This is a genomic window from Rhizobium sp. SJZ105, from assembly GCF_007828365.1.
GTDB classification, from domain to species: domain Bacteria; phylum Pseudomonadota; class Alphaproteobacteria; order Rhizobiales; family Rhizobiaceae; genus Agrobacterium; species Agrobacterium tumefaciens.
This window is the reverse complement of the sequence record NZ_VIUP01000002.1, coordinates 287,529-302,286: the sequence shown is the minus strand read 5'-3', so window position 1 is coordinate 302,286 and position 14,758 is coordinate 287,529. Positions and strand designations below refer to the sequence as shown.

Below are 14,758 nucleotides of genomic sequence, written 5' to 3'. Positions count from 1 at the left end.
AGCCCCTGCCCGCCGTTTGCGGCGGGCAGGGACATCTCCCTTTCGTCGACGGGCACCGCAGCATCGCTTTCTGGTGTCATCGTTTTCATCGAGGCCAAAGCCATGAGCACGACACTTTCTGAAATCTGGTACACACGTTGCCCGGTGCCCACGCCCGTGGGGCTTGCGGCGCAGCTCGGTTATCTCGCACAGACCTTCGAGGATGTCGGCATATCGCTGAAATCCATCATCGATTCACCGGATCGTTCTGTGCGGCAGAGCCACTTCAACCACACGCTGGAATGGTCCTTCCGCCACGGCGGTAATGTGCCCCCTATCCGCGCCCGCTCGGAAGGGCGCAATACGCGTCTTATCGGCATTACCTGGACCGATGAGTTTCAGGCGATCATCACCCTTCCGGAAACCGGTATCCGCTCGCTTGCCGATCTCGTCGGCCGCCGTTTCGGTGTGCCGCGCAGACCTGATGGGATTGTCGATTTCATGCGAGCGACAGCATTGAAGGGCATCGTTTCGGCGCTTTCGCTGGAGGGCCGTAAGGTCGAGGATGTCGAGCTGAAGGATATCGTGATCAAGGATTCCGTGCTGGCGACACAGGAGGGACCATCCCTTTTCGGCCTGAAGCGGCGACAATCCTTCGGTGAGGAGATCATCGCGCTGTTGCGGGGTGAGGTCGATGCGATTTTCGTCAAGGGTACTGCCGGTATCGCCGCCGCGAACCTGATCGGCGCCGTGCAGGTGGCGGAATTCGGTTTTCACCCCGACCCGAAGATACGTATCAACTCCGGCTCTCCCCGCGTGCTGACAGTTGACGGACGACTTGCCGATGAGCGCCCCGATCTGGTGGAGCGGCTGGTTGCCGCCATTGCCAAAGCCTCGCTCTGGGCGGAGCAGCATCCGGAAGAGACCCGCCGTTTTATCGCGCGCGAGGCGGGTGCGACCGAAGAGCAGGTTCTGGCCGCCAACGGCCCGGATGTCCACCGCCATCTAGGTCTTGGCCTCGATGCAGACCTCGTCGCCGCCGTCGGCCATTACAAGGATTTCCTGCATCAATGGGGTTTCCTTGAAAACGACTTCGATCTCGCTGCGTGGATCGATGACCGTTTTGTCACGGCCAGTGAAAGGGCGGTGGCATGAGCGGCGCTTTATCCGCCGTTCCGAGCTCGGAGCAGCACTTGAATCCAGTCGCCATCGCAACCGCGCTCGCCGAAGATTTCAGCCTGACTGCGGCGGAGTATGACAAAAGCGGCGAATTCGCTGCCGGTAATTTCGAGGCGCTTTTCAAGTCTGGCCTGCTTGGTCTCGTGACGGCTGAAAAGGACGGTGGCTGGGGGGAGGGCATGGAAACCGCGCATGCCGTCATCGCCGCCATTGCCAAGGGTGATCCGTCAACCGCCCTCATCCTTGCCATGCATTACAGCGTTCATGCTGCCATCCGGCGCGGCAGGTGGCCGGCAGATCTCGCGGCAAAAGTGCTGGCCGCCAATAACAGGGAGCGGGCGCTTCTGAACAATGCGCAGGCAGAGCCGGGGATCGGTTCCCCGGCCCATGGCGGCCTGCCGGAAACGACGGCGCGGATCGAGGGCGATTTCTGGGTGGTCAATGGCCGCAAGAGCTTCGTCACCGGCCTGCCGGGTCTGAAATGGGCGATTGTACTTGCCGTCACGACGGAAGAGGTGCCGCGTCTGATCCAGCTTCTGGTCCCGCTCGATGCGCCGGGCATCGGCCGGGAAAAGGCATGGGAAGCGACAGGAATGTATGCCACCGCCAGCGACGATCTCCTGCTTGAGAATGTGAGGGTGCCGCTCGCCGATATCGTTGCCGAACAGCCGGCGGACGAGCCGTTGCGGCGGGATGAGGCGGACGGTTACAATTTCTTCGTGCTGCTGGCCTCCGTCTATCACGGTGTCGCGCTTTCGGCGCGTGACGCCCTCTTGCGCCATCTGACAGGCCATGTTCCGGCAAGCCTCGGCGCGCCGCTGTCATCCATTCCCCGTATTCAGGAAGGTCTGGGCGAGATCGAGGTGCTTCTTGCGGCCAACAGGCGTCTGCTCCGCTCCGTCGCGCGTGATATCGATGCGGGTGAGAGGGTAGGCACGGATGCGCTCGCCGTTCGTCATGTGGTGATCGACAATGCGGTGGCGGTGACGGATCTGGCGCTGGAGCTTGGCGGCAATCGCGGCCTTCGCCGGGACTATAATCTCGAGCGGCATCACCGCGACGCCATAACGGCAAGGGCGCATGCGCCGCAAAGCCACATGATCCGAACTATCCTCGGCCGTCAAAGCATCAAGGCTGTTGGCGGCTGACCGTAGAAGACATGGGCGGCTTTGTTTGGCAGGCCGCCCATGTTGACGCCGCCCGCATCAGTCCCGGAGTAGCGGCAACAGCTTGTCGCCCTGCCGTTCAATTTCCTGAAGATAGGGCGTGTCGGAAAGCACGAAATGGGTGATGCCAAGCGCGCGGTATTTGCGCAGCGACGCGGCGACGTCTTCCGCCGAACCGACGAGCCATGTCGTTGCGGCACCGCCTCCGCCAAATTTGCCGGGTGCGGTATAAAGATTGTCGTCCAGCACATCGCTCTGCGTGTGCAGATCCAGCAGGCGGCGCTGGCCGACTGCGACACCTTGCAGATGATCGTTCCAGCGCACGCCATTGTTCGCAGCCATCTCCGCCACCTTTGCTTCCGCATCGCGCCAAGCCTCAGCCGTGGTTTCGCGCACCAGCGTGGTGATCCGCAGACCGAATTGTAGCGGCGGCAGGTCACGGCCGAGGGTCTCACTGAAATGTCTGAGACGTTCGATCCTTTCGCGCACGCCGGCGAGCGGTTCGCCCCAGAAGAGCTGGACATCGGCTTCAGTTGCGGCAACCTGTTCGGCGGCCTCGGACGCGCCGCCGAAATAAAGTTTGGGATGTGGCCTGCCGGCACTCTCACTGATGCGCGGCGAGACGGTGGAGTTCTTGACCCGGAAATGCTCGCCATTGAAAGTGACGTTTTCCTCAGTCCAGAGCCGCCGCACCAGCCGCATGAACTCCTTCGTGCGCGCATAACGCTGCGCCTGATCGCCTTCTTCGTCGCCATAGGCCGCAAGCTCGTCCCTGCCGGAAACGACATTGATTCGTACCCGGCCACCAGAAAGCTGATCGAGCGTGGCGGCGGCCGATGCGAGATTGGCCGGCTTCCAGTAGCCGGGGCGGATAGCGATCAGTGGCTCGAAAGTGGTGGTACGCGCGGTAAGCGACGCTGCAACCGTAAAGGTATCCGGACGCCCCCAGCCGGTGCCGATCAACGCGCCCTTCCAGCCATGGTTTTCCAGCGCCCTGGCATGGGTAGTTAAAGTATCGAGGCTGTTGTGGTTTTCGCTGACGGCGTCGCCCCGATGTCCGGGTTTGACGTCATTGGGGATGTACCAGAGAAATTCGCTCGTGCTGCTCACATTATCCGCCTGAATTTTCGCTTATGTCGCGGTGGAATGGCCCTGCCGAGGCTCGGCATTTGCCATTTTGGGGTTCGGGAGGTTGAGGTCTCCGATAGTGCGAGAATGACAAACCGGCGGCGGCACGGCCAAGCAGCGGCGTTTCTTTTCGGATGCGGCAGAGGAAAAGCTTTCCGCGTCGTTTGCTCAATTAGAACATATTTTCTATGGAAAATATTTTAGGCAATGATTCCACATGCGCATTTTTGAGGCCCGCTGCTGAGGACGTATTTTTTGCCAGAACGGAATTGTATGGATCGATTTTTCTCGAGTTCGGAAAAGCTGAGCAAGGCAATAGTCGACTAAAATTGCGAAATTCACCATTCTTGGCACACCCCGCCCGCAAACCACGGAGTAGGCATGTGTACCACCTTGATTGTCCCCGGCCTCAACGGTTCGGATGAGGGGCATTGGCAGCGGCACTGGCTGCTGGAAGATTCGGAGGCGCAGCTGGTCGATCAGCAGAATTGGGAATGCCCGGTTCTTGAAGACTGGCTTGAGCGTCTGGAAGCGGCGCTCGCCGCAACCGAAAGCGCCTATATTGTCGCCCACAGTCTGGGTTGCCTGCTTGTCGCCAATATGGCGACACGACCCGTGGCCAGCAAAATCAGGGGTGCGCTTTTGGTGGCGCCCGCCCATCTCGACAGAGTGGAGGCAATGCATCCATGCATCGTCCGCTTCGGCGCATTTCCTCGGTCGCCGCTCGCCTTCCCCAGTCTCGTCGTAGGTAGCATGAATGACCCCTATATGAATCCGGACGAGTTAGCCCGCACCGCCGCTGACTGGGGAAGCGATATCGTCAATCTCGGCTCGGTTGGACACATCAATATTGCCGCCGGTTTCGGCCGGTGGTCCGAGGGCTATGCTCTTTTCGCACGCCTGAAAGCGGCGTCCGAAATCAAGGCCAGCAGATCGAGGAAGCGCGGATCACCCGTTCTGCACGGTGCGCTGCTGCAGGGTGATGCCGGCGCTCTATAGTCTTTTCGTCCCAAGTCCGTGCTTTCAGCGGCCATCGTGTCGACGCCATTGCGATGACCCCTTTATTGGCGGTTCGAAACGGAATTTTTCCCGCTGCCGCAACCTTAGTCCACGTTTGCCGGCAATCCGCCAATTATAGAATAGTAATTTTATGGAAAATATTGACCAATCTGGGCGCTCGCCGGAGGATAGAGCGAATTGACCAAAGGAGGCGCACATGCCGCAGGGACTTCATGCGTTTACTGTCGATCTGTTCGGTCTAGCCAAGCGTAGGCCGCGAGGGGTTGATCAGGGCAGTCTCCAGCCGCTGGATCATTCCGGTCGTATCAAGCGGGAAAAGAGCGATCTCGACCTTGAGCGGGAAGAGATTTACGAAATGAATTTCGCGATGCTCGGACTTTATCCGGTCCTCTGACACAGGGAGGCGAAAGGTTTGTTTTCGCTTCCCAGACCCATTTCCCAGCGGAGATAAACTCTCCTTGCGGCACGGAAATTGGAACAAAATTTCTTAAACGCGGCGGGGAATTGGCTACCCTTTTAGTACCCAGCCGAATTGCCCGATGGGCGGATTGCAAAGGACCTGTCGATGAGCACAGCTGACAAACCACTCGATTTTCTGTGGTTCATACCCACCTCAGGCGACGGCAGCTATCTTGGCTCCGACGATCTGTCGCGTCCCGCCGATCCCGGCTATTTCCGGGAAATAGCGCAGGCTGCGGATCGGCTCGGTTATTCCGGGGTGCTTATTCCCACCGGCGTCGCCTGCGAGGAATCCTTCATCCTCGCGGCCAATCTCGCCGCCCATACCGAGAAACTGAAATTCCTCGTCGCCATCCGTCCGGGCGTTGCCTCGCCGGCCTATTATGCGCGGCTGGCCTCCACGCTGGACCGTGTTTCCCATGGTCGGCTGCTTCTCAACATCGTCGTTGGCGGCAGCGCGCAGGAGCTGGCTGGTGATGGCATCTTCCTGCCGCACGACGAGCGTTACGACCACGCTGACGAGTTCTTCCAGGTGTTCAATTCGTTGATCGAAACTGGCAAGGGAGATCTCGACGGCAAATATATCAAGGCACAGGGTGCCAGGCTCGGCCTGCCACCGGTGCAGGAACCGCGTCCGCCGCTTTATTTCGGCGGCTCCTCCGATGCCGGGATCGAGTTCTCGGCCGGTATCACCGACAAATATCTGACCTGGGGTGAGCCGCCGGCACAGGTGGCGGAAAAAATCGCCAAGGTTCGCGCCGCCGCAGCGAAAAAGGGGCGAGAAGTGACATTCGGCATTCGCCTGCATTTCATCGTGCGCGAAACGGATGAGGAGGCCTGGGCCGATGCGGACAAACTGATTTCCAAGCTTTCCGACGAAACCATCGCTTCCGCTCAGGAGGCCTTCTTAAAGGCGTCGGATTCGGTCGGTCAGGCAAGGATGCGGGCGCTGCATAATGGCCGGCGTGACCAGCTTGAAGTCTCTCCGAACTTGTGGGCGGGAATCGGTCTTGTCCGCTCTGGCGCCGGCACCGCGCTGGTGGGTTCGCCGAAGACAGTTGCGGCGCGGCTGCGGGAGTATCAGGCGCTGGGCATCGATACCGTCATCGCATCGGGCTATCCGCATCTGGAGGAAGCCTATCGTCTATCCGAATTGCTGTTTCCGGAAATCGGGCTTGATGGGCCACGTAATCAGATCCGTTCGTCTTTCGGCACGAAACAGGTTTTCGGCGGCGGCGGCCACGGCGGTAACGTCAAGCTGGTATCCGGCTCGTGATCAATCGCCGGAAGGCGGTCGGCCCCGTCTTCCGGTTAGCCTTTCCTATGGGCGTCATTCGGCGGAGCGTTCACGGGAGAGCGGCATATAAAACATTATTTCCATAGAATATAAGTATTATGGAAAACGATGTCTATTTCACGCCCCGCCGCCGCTGCTAACTATTGAGCAACAAGCTGTTTTCAGGAGCGATCGATGACATTGCAATATGCGGCCAAGGATCAACAATTCATCAATCTCCGCGATCCCGTCTCTGGCAAGGCGCCGGATGCCGATAGCCTTAAGGCGGCGCTCAGGACGCTGGGCGGCGGTGTAAGCGTCATTACGGCGGGCGAGGGTGATGCGCGCACGGGTGCTACGGTAACATCCGCCACCGCCCTGTCGGTCGATCCTCCAAGAATTCTGGTTGCGCTCAACCGCTCCTCCTCCACATGGCCTGTGGTGCAGCGCTTCGGCCATCTGGCGGTGAATATTGTTGGCCCGAACCATCAGTTCATCGCCAACCAGTTTGCCGGTGTTGGCGGTCTGAAAGGTGTGGACCGTTATCGCGGCGCGGAATGGACCCGTCTGGCGAGCGGCGCGCCCATCCTCGAGGACGCCGTTGCCGCGATCGATTGCACCATCGAGGAGGCGATCGAGCGCCATAGCCACGTCATCATCATCGGCAAGGTGGAGGCGATCCGCATCGGGTCGGGTCACTCGCTGGTCTATCAAAACGGCCGTTATCATTCGCTGGACTGAGCGCCGGCCTTTCCGGCGCTTTCACTGGGTCATTCTTTGAGGGAGTTGAGCATGGGATCTGTCACGCCGCTCGGCGAAAGAATTCGTTTCGTGTCCCCGCGTCTCGGCGCGGATGGGGATGTACTGACCGTTGCCCGGACGATTGCCGAAAAATGCGCGGTGGAAAGTGCCGCACAAATCCACGCGCGGATTGCCCGTTCCGGCCTTCTCGCCCTCTCCGTTCCAAACGATCTGGGCGGGGCGGACATCACAAACGACGTTCTCTCGCAAGCTCTCTCGATTATTTCCGCGGCTGATGCGGAGGCGGCGCATGCGCTTGCCGAACACTTCACGGCGCTTGAATTCATCAGGAACGCCGGTAGCGAAGAGCAGCGCAAGACCCTCTTCGCCCGCCTCGATCTTGGCGAGACTTTTGCGCTTGCCTCATCTGACGCCGGCGTGGATCAAGCGGTTCTGTTGACTGGCGACGATTATGGCTTGCGGCTGCCCGATGACATTGCCCGATCTGTTACCTCAGATGCAGACTGGATCGTTGTCCCGGCAGTCAACACGGCAGGGCAGGCCGTGCTCGTTGTTCTTCGCAATCGCCCGGATACATCATGGGACGGCCTGCTGCGCGCCGATCAGGTCGCGTTTCTTGCCCAGGGCGCTGGAAATCTGGCAGCCTCCGTTTTCACCCTTCTGAAGGCCGCTGTGGCTCTGGGTGAGAAACAGCGTGAGCTTTCAGCGTTGCTGATTGACAGATTGGCCGAGGACGGTGATGCGCGCCCCCTTATCGGCGAAATATTTCTCGCAATCGAATTGCTGGAGGCACAGATTTCCCGCCTCGCGGCCAATATCGATGCGGCGCAGGTGGGGGCGGAAAGCGTTACCTTTCGCTCTGTCCGCAACAATGCCATCACGCTGGAAATTCTAATGGCCCGTCTCGGCCTTATCGATGGTGCAAGCGAATCCGGGCTGATTGCGACCCTGGGAGACGATCTGCGCCGGCAGTAAACGACGCTTATTCGCCTGCCGGAATAAATTGCGCGTCTTGTCCGCCTTTTGCCACGAATTGTGCGAGCGTCATATTGTCCAGGATTGTTGCGATGGCGTCCCGCACGTCCGTCATCGAAACCCTGACCTGACAGGTCTCGGGATCGTCGCAGTCGTCGCAGGCTTCAAAAGCGGTGCGGCTGGCACAGCGGATGGGGGCCAAGGGCCCGTCCAGCGTGCGGATGACCCGCCCGATCATGATTTCCGATGGCATTTTCGACAGCGAATAACCGCCATTCGGTCCCTTCTTGGAACGCAGGATGCCGCTGTTGCGCAGTTCCAGAAGAATAGTATCCAGAAATTTTTTCGGAATATTGTTGCGGGTTGCAATCTCGGTCACAAAGGCGGTCTCGCCCTGGGGCAATCGCGCCAGGTCGACAAGAGCCTTCAGTCCGTATTTGCCTTTTTTGGTCAACATCGCATGATCCGCAAAGAGGGCCAGCACCTTCTGAGTGCCGGGTTATGGTGTTCTCAACTTACTAAGTAGTTTTTACCGAATTCCTGCGCAAGTCCGTTTCGTCCCGGCTCGATGCACAAAGCGGCTTTACACCATCGTTTTTCGCCCTGTTTCCTCATCGTTTCGGATTGCTTTGCCAAAGACGCCTGCCGAAACCATAGCGGGAAATAATATTTTCTCTGATCGCGTCGCAACGTGGAACGAACGTCCTTTATTACTATATAAAATCAGTAGACAAAGTATGCATCAAAAGACATGCGAGGTGATGATGTATACTCTCAGTTTGCTGGACAAGAGCCCTGTTCCAACGGGTGAGAACGCTGCAAGCGCGTTCCGCGACACGATCAATCTCGCCAAACGTGCCGAAGAACTGGGCTATCGCCGATTCTGGGTGGCAGAACATCACAATTCGCCGGAGCTTGCCGGTTCCGCGCCGGAAGCGCTGGTTGCATGGATTCTGGCCAAGACCTCTCGTATCCGCGTCGGCTCGGGCGGCGTGATGCTGCAGCATTACAGCCCTTACAAGGTCGCCGAGGTTTTCAACGTGTTGTCGTCGCTCGCCCCCGGTCGGGTCGATCTCGGCGTCGGCAAGACACCGGGCGGGCTGCCGCTTGCGACGTCTGCCCTACAGCAGGCCTATGATCCCGCCCGCAAGCCGGATTTCGAAACGGCTTTTGGTGCACTTACCACGTTTCTCTCCGGTGCCGCGCCGCAGGGGCATGCGCAGGCCGGGTTGCAGGCAACACCGGTGCCGCCGGTTGCGGTGGAACGGTTTCTGCTCGGTGCCAGCCCGGAAAGCGCAAGGCTTGCAGCTTCCAAAGGATGGAATTTCGTCTTTGCCGGCCACCTCAATGGTGATCCGGAGGTTCTTCGCAGCAGCCTGTCGGCTTTCCGTGAGGAGAGCGGCGGAAGGGCGCCGATCCTAGCCCTCTCCGTCTTTGCCGCCAGTGATCCCGACCATGCGGCGCGGCAGGTGGAAGGTCAGCGCATCTACCGGGTGTTCCTCAGCGACGGCAAGGCGTTCAACCTTGGCCGCCGTGAACAGGCGGAAGAATTTGCCCGCCAGTCCGGCGATACCGATTATCGCATCGAGGAGCGTAGGCCCAACGTCCTGCATGGCGGGCCGGACGATATTCACAAGGCGCTGCGCGCGCTTTCCGATGAGCACGGTATCGAGGAATTCATCGTGGAGCCGCCGCATGTGGGGGCCGATCAGAGGCTCGCCTCGATCGAATTGCTGGCCACACACCGCCTTTCCAGGGCCGCGTGAACTTGTCCTCAGGAGGAAATGACATGACGAAAAAGACAATCCGTTTCGGCATCATGCTCCAGGGCCCCGGCGGGCACATGAACGCCTGGCGGCACCCGAAAAGCCCTGTTGATGCCAGCGTCAACTTCGATTTCTTCAGGAAGAACGCGCTGAAGGCAGAAGCCGCCGGCATCGCCTTCGCCTTCGTTGCCGACGGGCTTTACATCAACGACAAGTCCATTCCGCACTTCCTCAACCGGTTCGAGCCTTTGACCATCCTTTCGGCGCTGGCCTCCGTCACCTCGAAGATCGGTCTTGCCGGCACGGTTTCGACCTCCTACAGCGAGCCCTTCACCATCGCGCGCCAGTTCGCCTCGCTCGATCTTCTGAGCGGTGGCAGGGCCGGCTGGAATGCAGTAACGACGCCACTCGAAGGTACGGCGAAGAACTACAGCCGTAACCATCCCGAACATGAGCTGCGTTACGAGATCGCCGATGAATATCTGGAGGTGATCAAGGGCCTGTGGGACAGCTGGGACGACGATGCCTTCGTGCGTAACCGCGAGACGGGACAGTTCTTCGACAGGCAAAAACTCCACACGCTCGGCCACAAGGGTCGCTTCTTCCAGGTGGAAGGTCCGCTGAACATCCAGCGCTCGCCGCAGGGACAGCCGGTGATTTTCCAGGCGGGGTCTTCGGATGCCGGTATCGGGCTTGCGGGCAAACATGCCGACGCCGTTTTTACCAATTCCGCATCGCTCGAGGAAAACCAGACATTCCTCAAGCGCGTGAAGCAGAGTGCTGTCGCGCAGGGCAGGTCCGCAGCCGACGTGAAGATTTTCCCTGGCATCGGGCCGATTGTGGGCGAGACGCAGGAGGAGGCGGAAGCAAAATACGACATCATCCGCAACCTCATCACCATCGAGGATGCGCTCGCCTATCTCGGCCGTTTCTTCGATCACCACGACTTCAGTGTCTATCCGCTGGATGAGCCTTTCCCCGAACTTGGCGAGATCGGCAAGAACAGCTTCCGTTCGACGACCGACCGCATCAAGCGCCGTGCGAAGGAAAAGAGCCAGACGTTGCGCGAAGCGGCACTGGAGGCGGCGACCCCGCGCGAAGGTTTCATCGGAACTCCGGACAAGGTGGCGGACGAGATCATCCGCTGGGTGGAGCACGATGCGGCCGACGGTTTCATTCTGGGCTTCCCGGTGATTGCCGAAGGGCTGGATGATTTCATCCGCCTCGTCATACCGGTGCTGCAACGGCGCGGATATTTCGAACCGCATCTGGAAGGCAGAACGCTGCGTGAGCATCTCGGCCTACCTTTCAAGGACAGCATCTATTCCCACGCTGAAAGCGGTTCCAGCAAGGCGATCGCATAAAAGCGGGGTCGGGCGACAGCCATTGCCGCCCGGAGAGAATTTCAAGGTGCTGTGCGGGTAAAGCGCAGCGCAGGAGACCAGAACCATGAATATCCGCATTGACGGCGCGCGTCCGCAGGACGACGCCGAACGGGGAATCCTTGCCTTCATCGAGGAAAGCATCGCCATCCGGCACGATCTTCACCGACATCCGGAGCTTTCGCTTGGGGAAAAGCGCACGGCGGCTCTCGTTGCCCGTTACCTCCTCTCCTTCGGATATGAGGTGACCGAGGGTGTCGGGGGCCATGGCGTCGTCGCCACCTTGAAACGTGGTCATGGTGACAAGCGTCTGGGTATCCGCGCCGATATCGACGCCCTGCCCATCGTCGAGGAAACCGGTCTTGCCTATGCCAGTCAGACACAGGGTGTGATGCATGCCTGCGGTCATGACGGTCACACGACTATCCTGCTCGCCGCTGCCCGTTATCTAGCTGAAACATCGAGTTTTTCCGGCACGCTGACGCTGATTTTCCAACCCGCCGAGGAAATCGGTGCGGGTGCTAGAGCGATGATAAAGGACAGGCTTTTCGAGCGGTTTCCCGTCGATGCCGTGTTCGGGCTGCACAATTGGCCGGGTGTCGAAACCGGACAATTCGGCTTAGTCGAAGGGCCTGCCATGGCCTCCGTCGACAAGGCGAAGGTTCGGATCATTGGCAAGGGCGGGCACGGGGCGGCACCGCATGAAACGGTTGATCCGGTTCTTGCCTCGGCAAGCTTCGTCACCGCCTTGCAGAGCATCGTCTCGCGCAATGTCGACCCGCGAGACATGGCGGTGCTGACGGTAGGCTCCATCCATGGCGGAACTGCTTCCAACGTCATTCCCGAGAGTGTCGAACTGCAGATTACCGCGCGGGCCTTTTCGCCTGCCGTGCGCGACAGACTGGAGGAGCGGCTTCCCGCCCTTGCCAAAGCACAGGCGGAAAGCTTCGGCGCAAGCGCCGATGTCACCTACTCCCGTGGCTTTCCGCCCGTCATCAATCACATCAGGCAGACAGCTTTTGCCCGCGACGTCGCCAAACGGCATTTTCCAGCCGAACAGGTTGCCGAAGGCTTTCAGCCGCGAACGGCGAGCGAGGATTTCGCCTTCATGCTTCTGGAGCGGCCGGGCTCCTATCTCTTCGTCGGCAATGGCGACAGCGCGCCACTGCACAGCCCTCACTACGATTTCAACGATGCGATCATTGCGCCTGCGGCACGCTTCTGGGTGCGTCTGGCCGAAGCATACCTCTCCTGATGCAACGAGTTTAGGACAATGAGATGAGCGACAGTTTTCTCTACACATCGGTCAAGGATCCGCTCGCAACCCCGCTTCTGGAGGAGTTGCTGTTCGAATATGACAGCCGCTACGGCACATATTTCAACGCGGAAGGCGCCAAGGCGGAACTTAACAAATATCCGCCGGAGGCTTTCAGCCCGCCGTCGGGCAATTTCCTGCTGCTCTTGCGTGGCGGCAAGGCGATCGCCGGCGGTGCCTTCATGCGCTACGACGAGGAAACCGCCGAGTTCAAGCGGGTCTGGACCCATTCGGCCCACCGCCGGCAGGGGCTTGCCAAAATAGTGCTTCAGGAGCTGGAGCGGCAGGCGATCCGGCAGGGTTACGCCCGTGTCTATCTGACCACGGGCTTCCGCCAGCCGGAAGCGGTCGGCCTATATCTCACCAACGGTTATCGCGCGTTGTTCGATACGTCGGCCGATCCTGAAACGATCAGGTCGCTGCCTTTCGAAAAATGGCTTGCCGATAGCGCCTCCGCCTCCGTTGCCGAAGGCGCGTCGATACCGGCGGCCCGGCCGCATTCTTCCCCGGCCCACCCGTGAAAGGCTTTTTCAGATGACGATAGCCTCTGATTTTCCGCATGTTGCATTGAACGACCAGAAGGGTGAACCGATCAAGGGTGGGTATTCCCATTTCCGCATCGTGCCGGCCCGCTACCCCTTGCGGACGGTGGGAACGGTCTTCTCCGTACTCATCATTGCGGCCGTTCTGCATTCCGTTTTCGGCAATCCGCGCTGGGGCTGGGATGTCTTTGCGGAATGGTTTTTCGCTGAACCGGTGTTGGTCGGCTTAGGACGGACGCTGCTGCTGACCGCGCTAGGTGCGGTGCTCGGCTTCGCGCTGGGAACGCTGCTGGCGCTTGCCCGCGTTTCACGCTCGCCGCTGCTGGTTGCCGTATCCTGGACCTATATCTGGATTTTTCGATCCATCCCGCTGATCGTGCTTTTGCTGATCCTCAACAACCTCGGTTATCTCTATGAGACCGTGACGATCGGTGTGCCCTATACCGGCATCAACTTCTTCAGCTGGAATACCACGCAGCTGATGACGCCGTTTGCGGCCGCCATTCTAGGGCTGACGCTCAATCAGGCCGCCTTCGCATCCGAAATCGTCCGTGGCGGCATTCTCTCGGTTGATCAGGGGCAGCTTGAGGCTGCCGCAGCACTCGGCCTTCCCCGGCGGCGGCAGGCGTCCCGCATTGTTCTGCCGCAGGCGATGCGCTCCATCTTGCCCACCGCCTTCAACGACATCATCGGCCTCGCCAAGGGGACTTCGCAGGTCTATATCCTTGCCCTGCCGGAGCTGTTCTACACGATCCAGATCATCTATCGCCGCAATCTGGAAGTGATCCCGCTGCTGATGGTCGCGACCGTCTGGTATCTGGTGATACTGACGGCGCTTTCGATCGTGCAGCACCATATCGAGCGGCATTTTTCACGTGGTGCGCTGCGCAACCCGCCGCCATCGCTGTTCGCCACGATTTACCGCACCTTCCTGCCGCGCAAACCCTTGCCTGAAGCCGTGGAAACGGTGGCCACGACAGCCGCAAGTCCCGAGCGTTCGGTGCCTGCCCGTGCCGCGAGCTTTCAGCTCGGAAATCGTGGCGGGTCGGTCAATATTCATGGCGTTTCGAAATCCTTCGGGTCGCTGAAGGTGCTTGATGATATCAGCCTTTCCATTCCGGCAGGCAGTGTCACCACCATTCTCGGCCAATCCGGCTCCGGCAAGTCCACATTGCTGCGCTCCATCAACCATCTCGAGCGTGTCGATGACGGTTTTATCGCCATAGACGGTGAATTGGTCGGTTATCGTCAAAAGGGCGATACGCTTTATGAGCTGAAGGAACGGGAAATCCTCAAGCGCCGCGCCGAAGTGGGCATGGTGTTTCAGAGCTTCAACCTGTTCCCGCATCTGACCGCGCTTGAAAACATCATTGAAGCACCCATCGCCGTTCGTGGCATATCGAAAGAGCAGGCGCAGGCCGAGGCGCGCGATCTTCTGGCTCGCGTCGGCCTTGCCGAAAAAGCTGGCGCTTATCCCCGTCAGCTTTCCGGCGGTCAGCAGCAACGCGTGGCGATCGCCCGGGCGCTGGCGTTGCGGCCGAAGGTGTTGCTGTTCGATGAGCCGACATCCGCGCTCGATCCTGAACTCGTCAACGAAGTGCTTGATGTCATCAAGGAGCTTTCCCGCTCCGGCGTCACGCTCATCATCGTTACCCATGAAATCGGTTTTGCCCGTGAAGTCTCCGACAGGGTCGTCTTCATGGAACAGGGCCGCATCATCGAAACAGGCACGCCGGACCAGGTGTTCAACAGCCCTGAACATCCCCGCACCGCCGAATTCCTCGCAAAAGTTCTCTAATCAAAACAACA

Annotated in this window: 14 protein-coding genes; 12 read left to right on the top strand and 2 right to left on the bottom strand. The window is 59.6% G+C overall.

Annotation, left to right across the window (positions count from 1 at the left end; translation table 11 throughout):
- Positions 1-102: 102 nt before the first annotated feature.
- Together FB593_RS10535 and FB593_RS10530 are read left to right on the top strand one after the other, a co-directional pair.
- Positions 103-1,134 (top strand): ABC transporter substrate-binding protein, encoded by a 1,032-nt coding sequence (locus tag FB593_RS10535; RefSeq protein ID WP_013761670.1) that lies wholly within the window; start codon positions 103-105, stop codon positions 1,132-1,134.
- Positions 1,131-2,306 carry an acyl-CoA dehydrogenase family protein gene (locus tag FB593_RS10530; protein WP_025595527.1) on the top strand — a complete coding sequence of 392 codons (1,176 nt, stop codon included), beginning with the start codon at positions 1,131-1,133 and terminating at the stop codon, positions 2,304-2,306. Before FB593_RS10535 ends, FB593_RS10530 begins: the two co-directional genes overlap by 4 nt.
- A 57-nt stretch (positions 2,307-2,363) precedes the next feature.
- Here FB593_RS10530 and FB593_RS10525 read toward each other — a convergent pair whose 3' ends face one another.
- A complete protein-coding gene (locus FB593_RS10525) occupies positions 2,364-3,434 on the bottom strand; it encodes an LLM class flavin-dependent oxidoreductase (RefSeq protein ID WP_013761668.1) in 1,071 nt (356 codons plus the stop codon).
- A gap of 399 nt (positions 3,435-3,833) precedes the next feature.
- On the opposite strand from FB593_RS10525, the gene FB593_RS10520 reads away from it, so the two are divergent.
- The 5 genes from FB593_RS10520 (at position 3,834) to FB593_RS10500 (ending at position 7,944) form a co-directional block, all read left to right on the top strand.
- Positions 3,834-4,451 (top strand): alpha/beta hydrolase, encoded by a 618-nt coding sequence (locus tag FB593_RS10520; protein ID WP_013761667.1) that lies wholly within the window; start codon positions 3,834-3,836, stop codon positions 4,449-4,451.
- Positions 4,452-4,668: 217 nt separating this feature from the next.
- The gene (locus FB593_RS10515; RefSeq protein ID WP_013761666.1) at positions 4,669-4,866 is read left to right on the top strand and encodes a hypothetical protein; all 198 of its coding nucleotides are present in this window, start codon (positions 4,669-4,671) and stop codon (positions 4,864-4,866) included.
- Positions 4,867-5,037: 171 nt separating this feature from the next.
- Positions 5,038-6,207 carry an FMNH2-dependent alkanesulfonate monooxygenase gene (ssuD, locus tag FB593_RS10510; protein WP_013761665.1) on the top strand — a complete coding sequence of 390 codons (1,170 nt, stop codon included), beginning with the start codon at positions 5,038-5,040 and terminating at the stop codon, positions 6,205-6,207.
- Positions 6,208-6,402: 195 nt separating this feature from the next.
- A complete protein-coding gene (locus FB593_RS10505; RefSeq protein WP_013761664.1) occupies positions 6,403-6,948 on the top strand; it encodes a flavin reductase family protein in 546 nt (181 codons plus the stop codon).
- A 51-nt stretch (positions 6,949-6,999) separates the two neighbouring features.
- Positions 7,000-7,944 carry an acyl-CoA dehydrogenase family protein gene (locus FB593_RS10500; protein WP_013761663.1) on the top strand — a complete coding sequence of 315 codons (945 nt, stop codon included), beginning with the start codon at positions 7,000-7,002 and terminating at the stop codon, positions 7,942-7,944.
- A gap of 7 nt (positions 7,945-7,951) precedes the next feature.
- Here the strand turns inward: FB593_RS10500 and FB593_RS10495 are convergent, their stop codons facing one another.
- The gene (locus FB593_RS10495) at positions 7,952-8,401 is read right to left on the bottom strand and encodes an RrF2 family transcriptional regulator (RefSeq protein WP_145166538.1); all 450 of its coding nucleotides are present in this window, start codon (positions 8,399-8,401) and stop codon (positions 7,952-7,954) included.
- Between the two features lie 304 nt (positions 8,402-8,705).
- Here FB593_RS10495 and FB593_RS10490 point away from each other — a divergent pair, with 304 nt between their 5' ends.
- The 5 genes from FB593_RS10490 (at position 8,706) to FB593_RS10470 (ending at position 14,747) form a co-directional block, all read left to right on the top strand.
- Positions 8,706-9,710 carry an LLM class flavin-dependent oxidoreductase gene (locus FB593_RS10490; protein WP_025595531.1) on the top strand — a complete coding sequence of 335 codons (1,005 nt, stop codon included), beginning with the start codon at positions 8,706-8,708 and terminating at the stop codon, positions 9,708-9,710.
- A 23-nt stretch (positions 9,711-9,733) separates the two neighbouring features.
- A complete protein-coding gene (locus FB593_RS10485; protein ID WP_025595532.1) occupies positions 9,734-11,074 on the top strand; it encodes an LLM class flavin-dependent oxidoreductase in 1,341 nt (446 codons plus the stop codon).
- An 85-nt stretch (positions 11,075-11,159) separates the two neighbouring features.
- The gene (locus FB593_RS10480) at positions 11,160-12,347 is read left to right on the top strand and encodes a M20 aminoacylase family protein (RefSeq protein WP_025595534.1); all 1,188 of its coding nucleotides are present in this window, start codon (positions 11,160-11,162) and stop codon (positions 12,345-12,347) included.
- A 23-nt stretch (positions 12,348-12,370) separates the two neighbouring features.
- Entirely contained in the window at positions 12,371-12,928 is a 558-nt protein-coding gene (locus FB593_RS10475) for a GNAT family N-acetyltransferase (protein WP_003511088.1), read from the top strand.
- A 13-nt stretch (positions 12,929-12,941) separates the two neighbouring features.
- Entirely contained in the window at positions 12,942-14,747 is a 1,806-nt protein-coding gene (locus tag FB593_RS10470; protein WP_080670484.1) for an amino acid ABC transporter permease/ATP-binding protein, read from the top strand.
- Positions 14,748-14,758 lie beyond the last annotated feature (11 nt).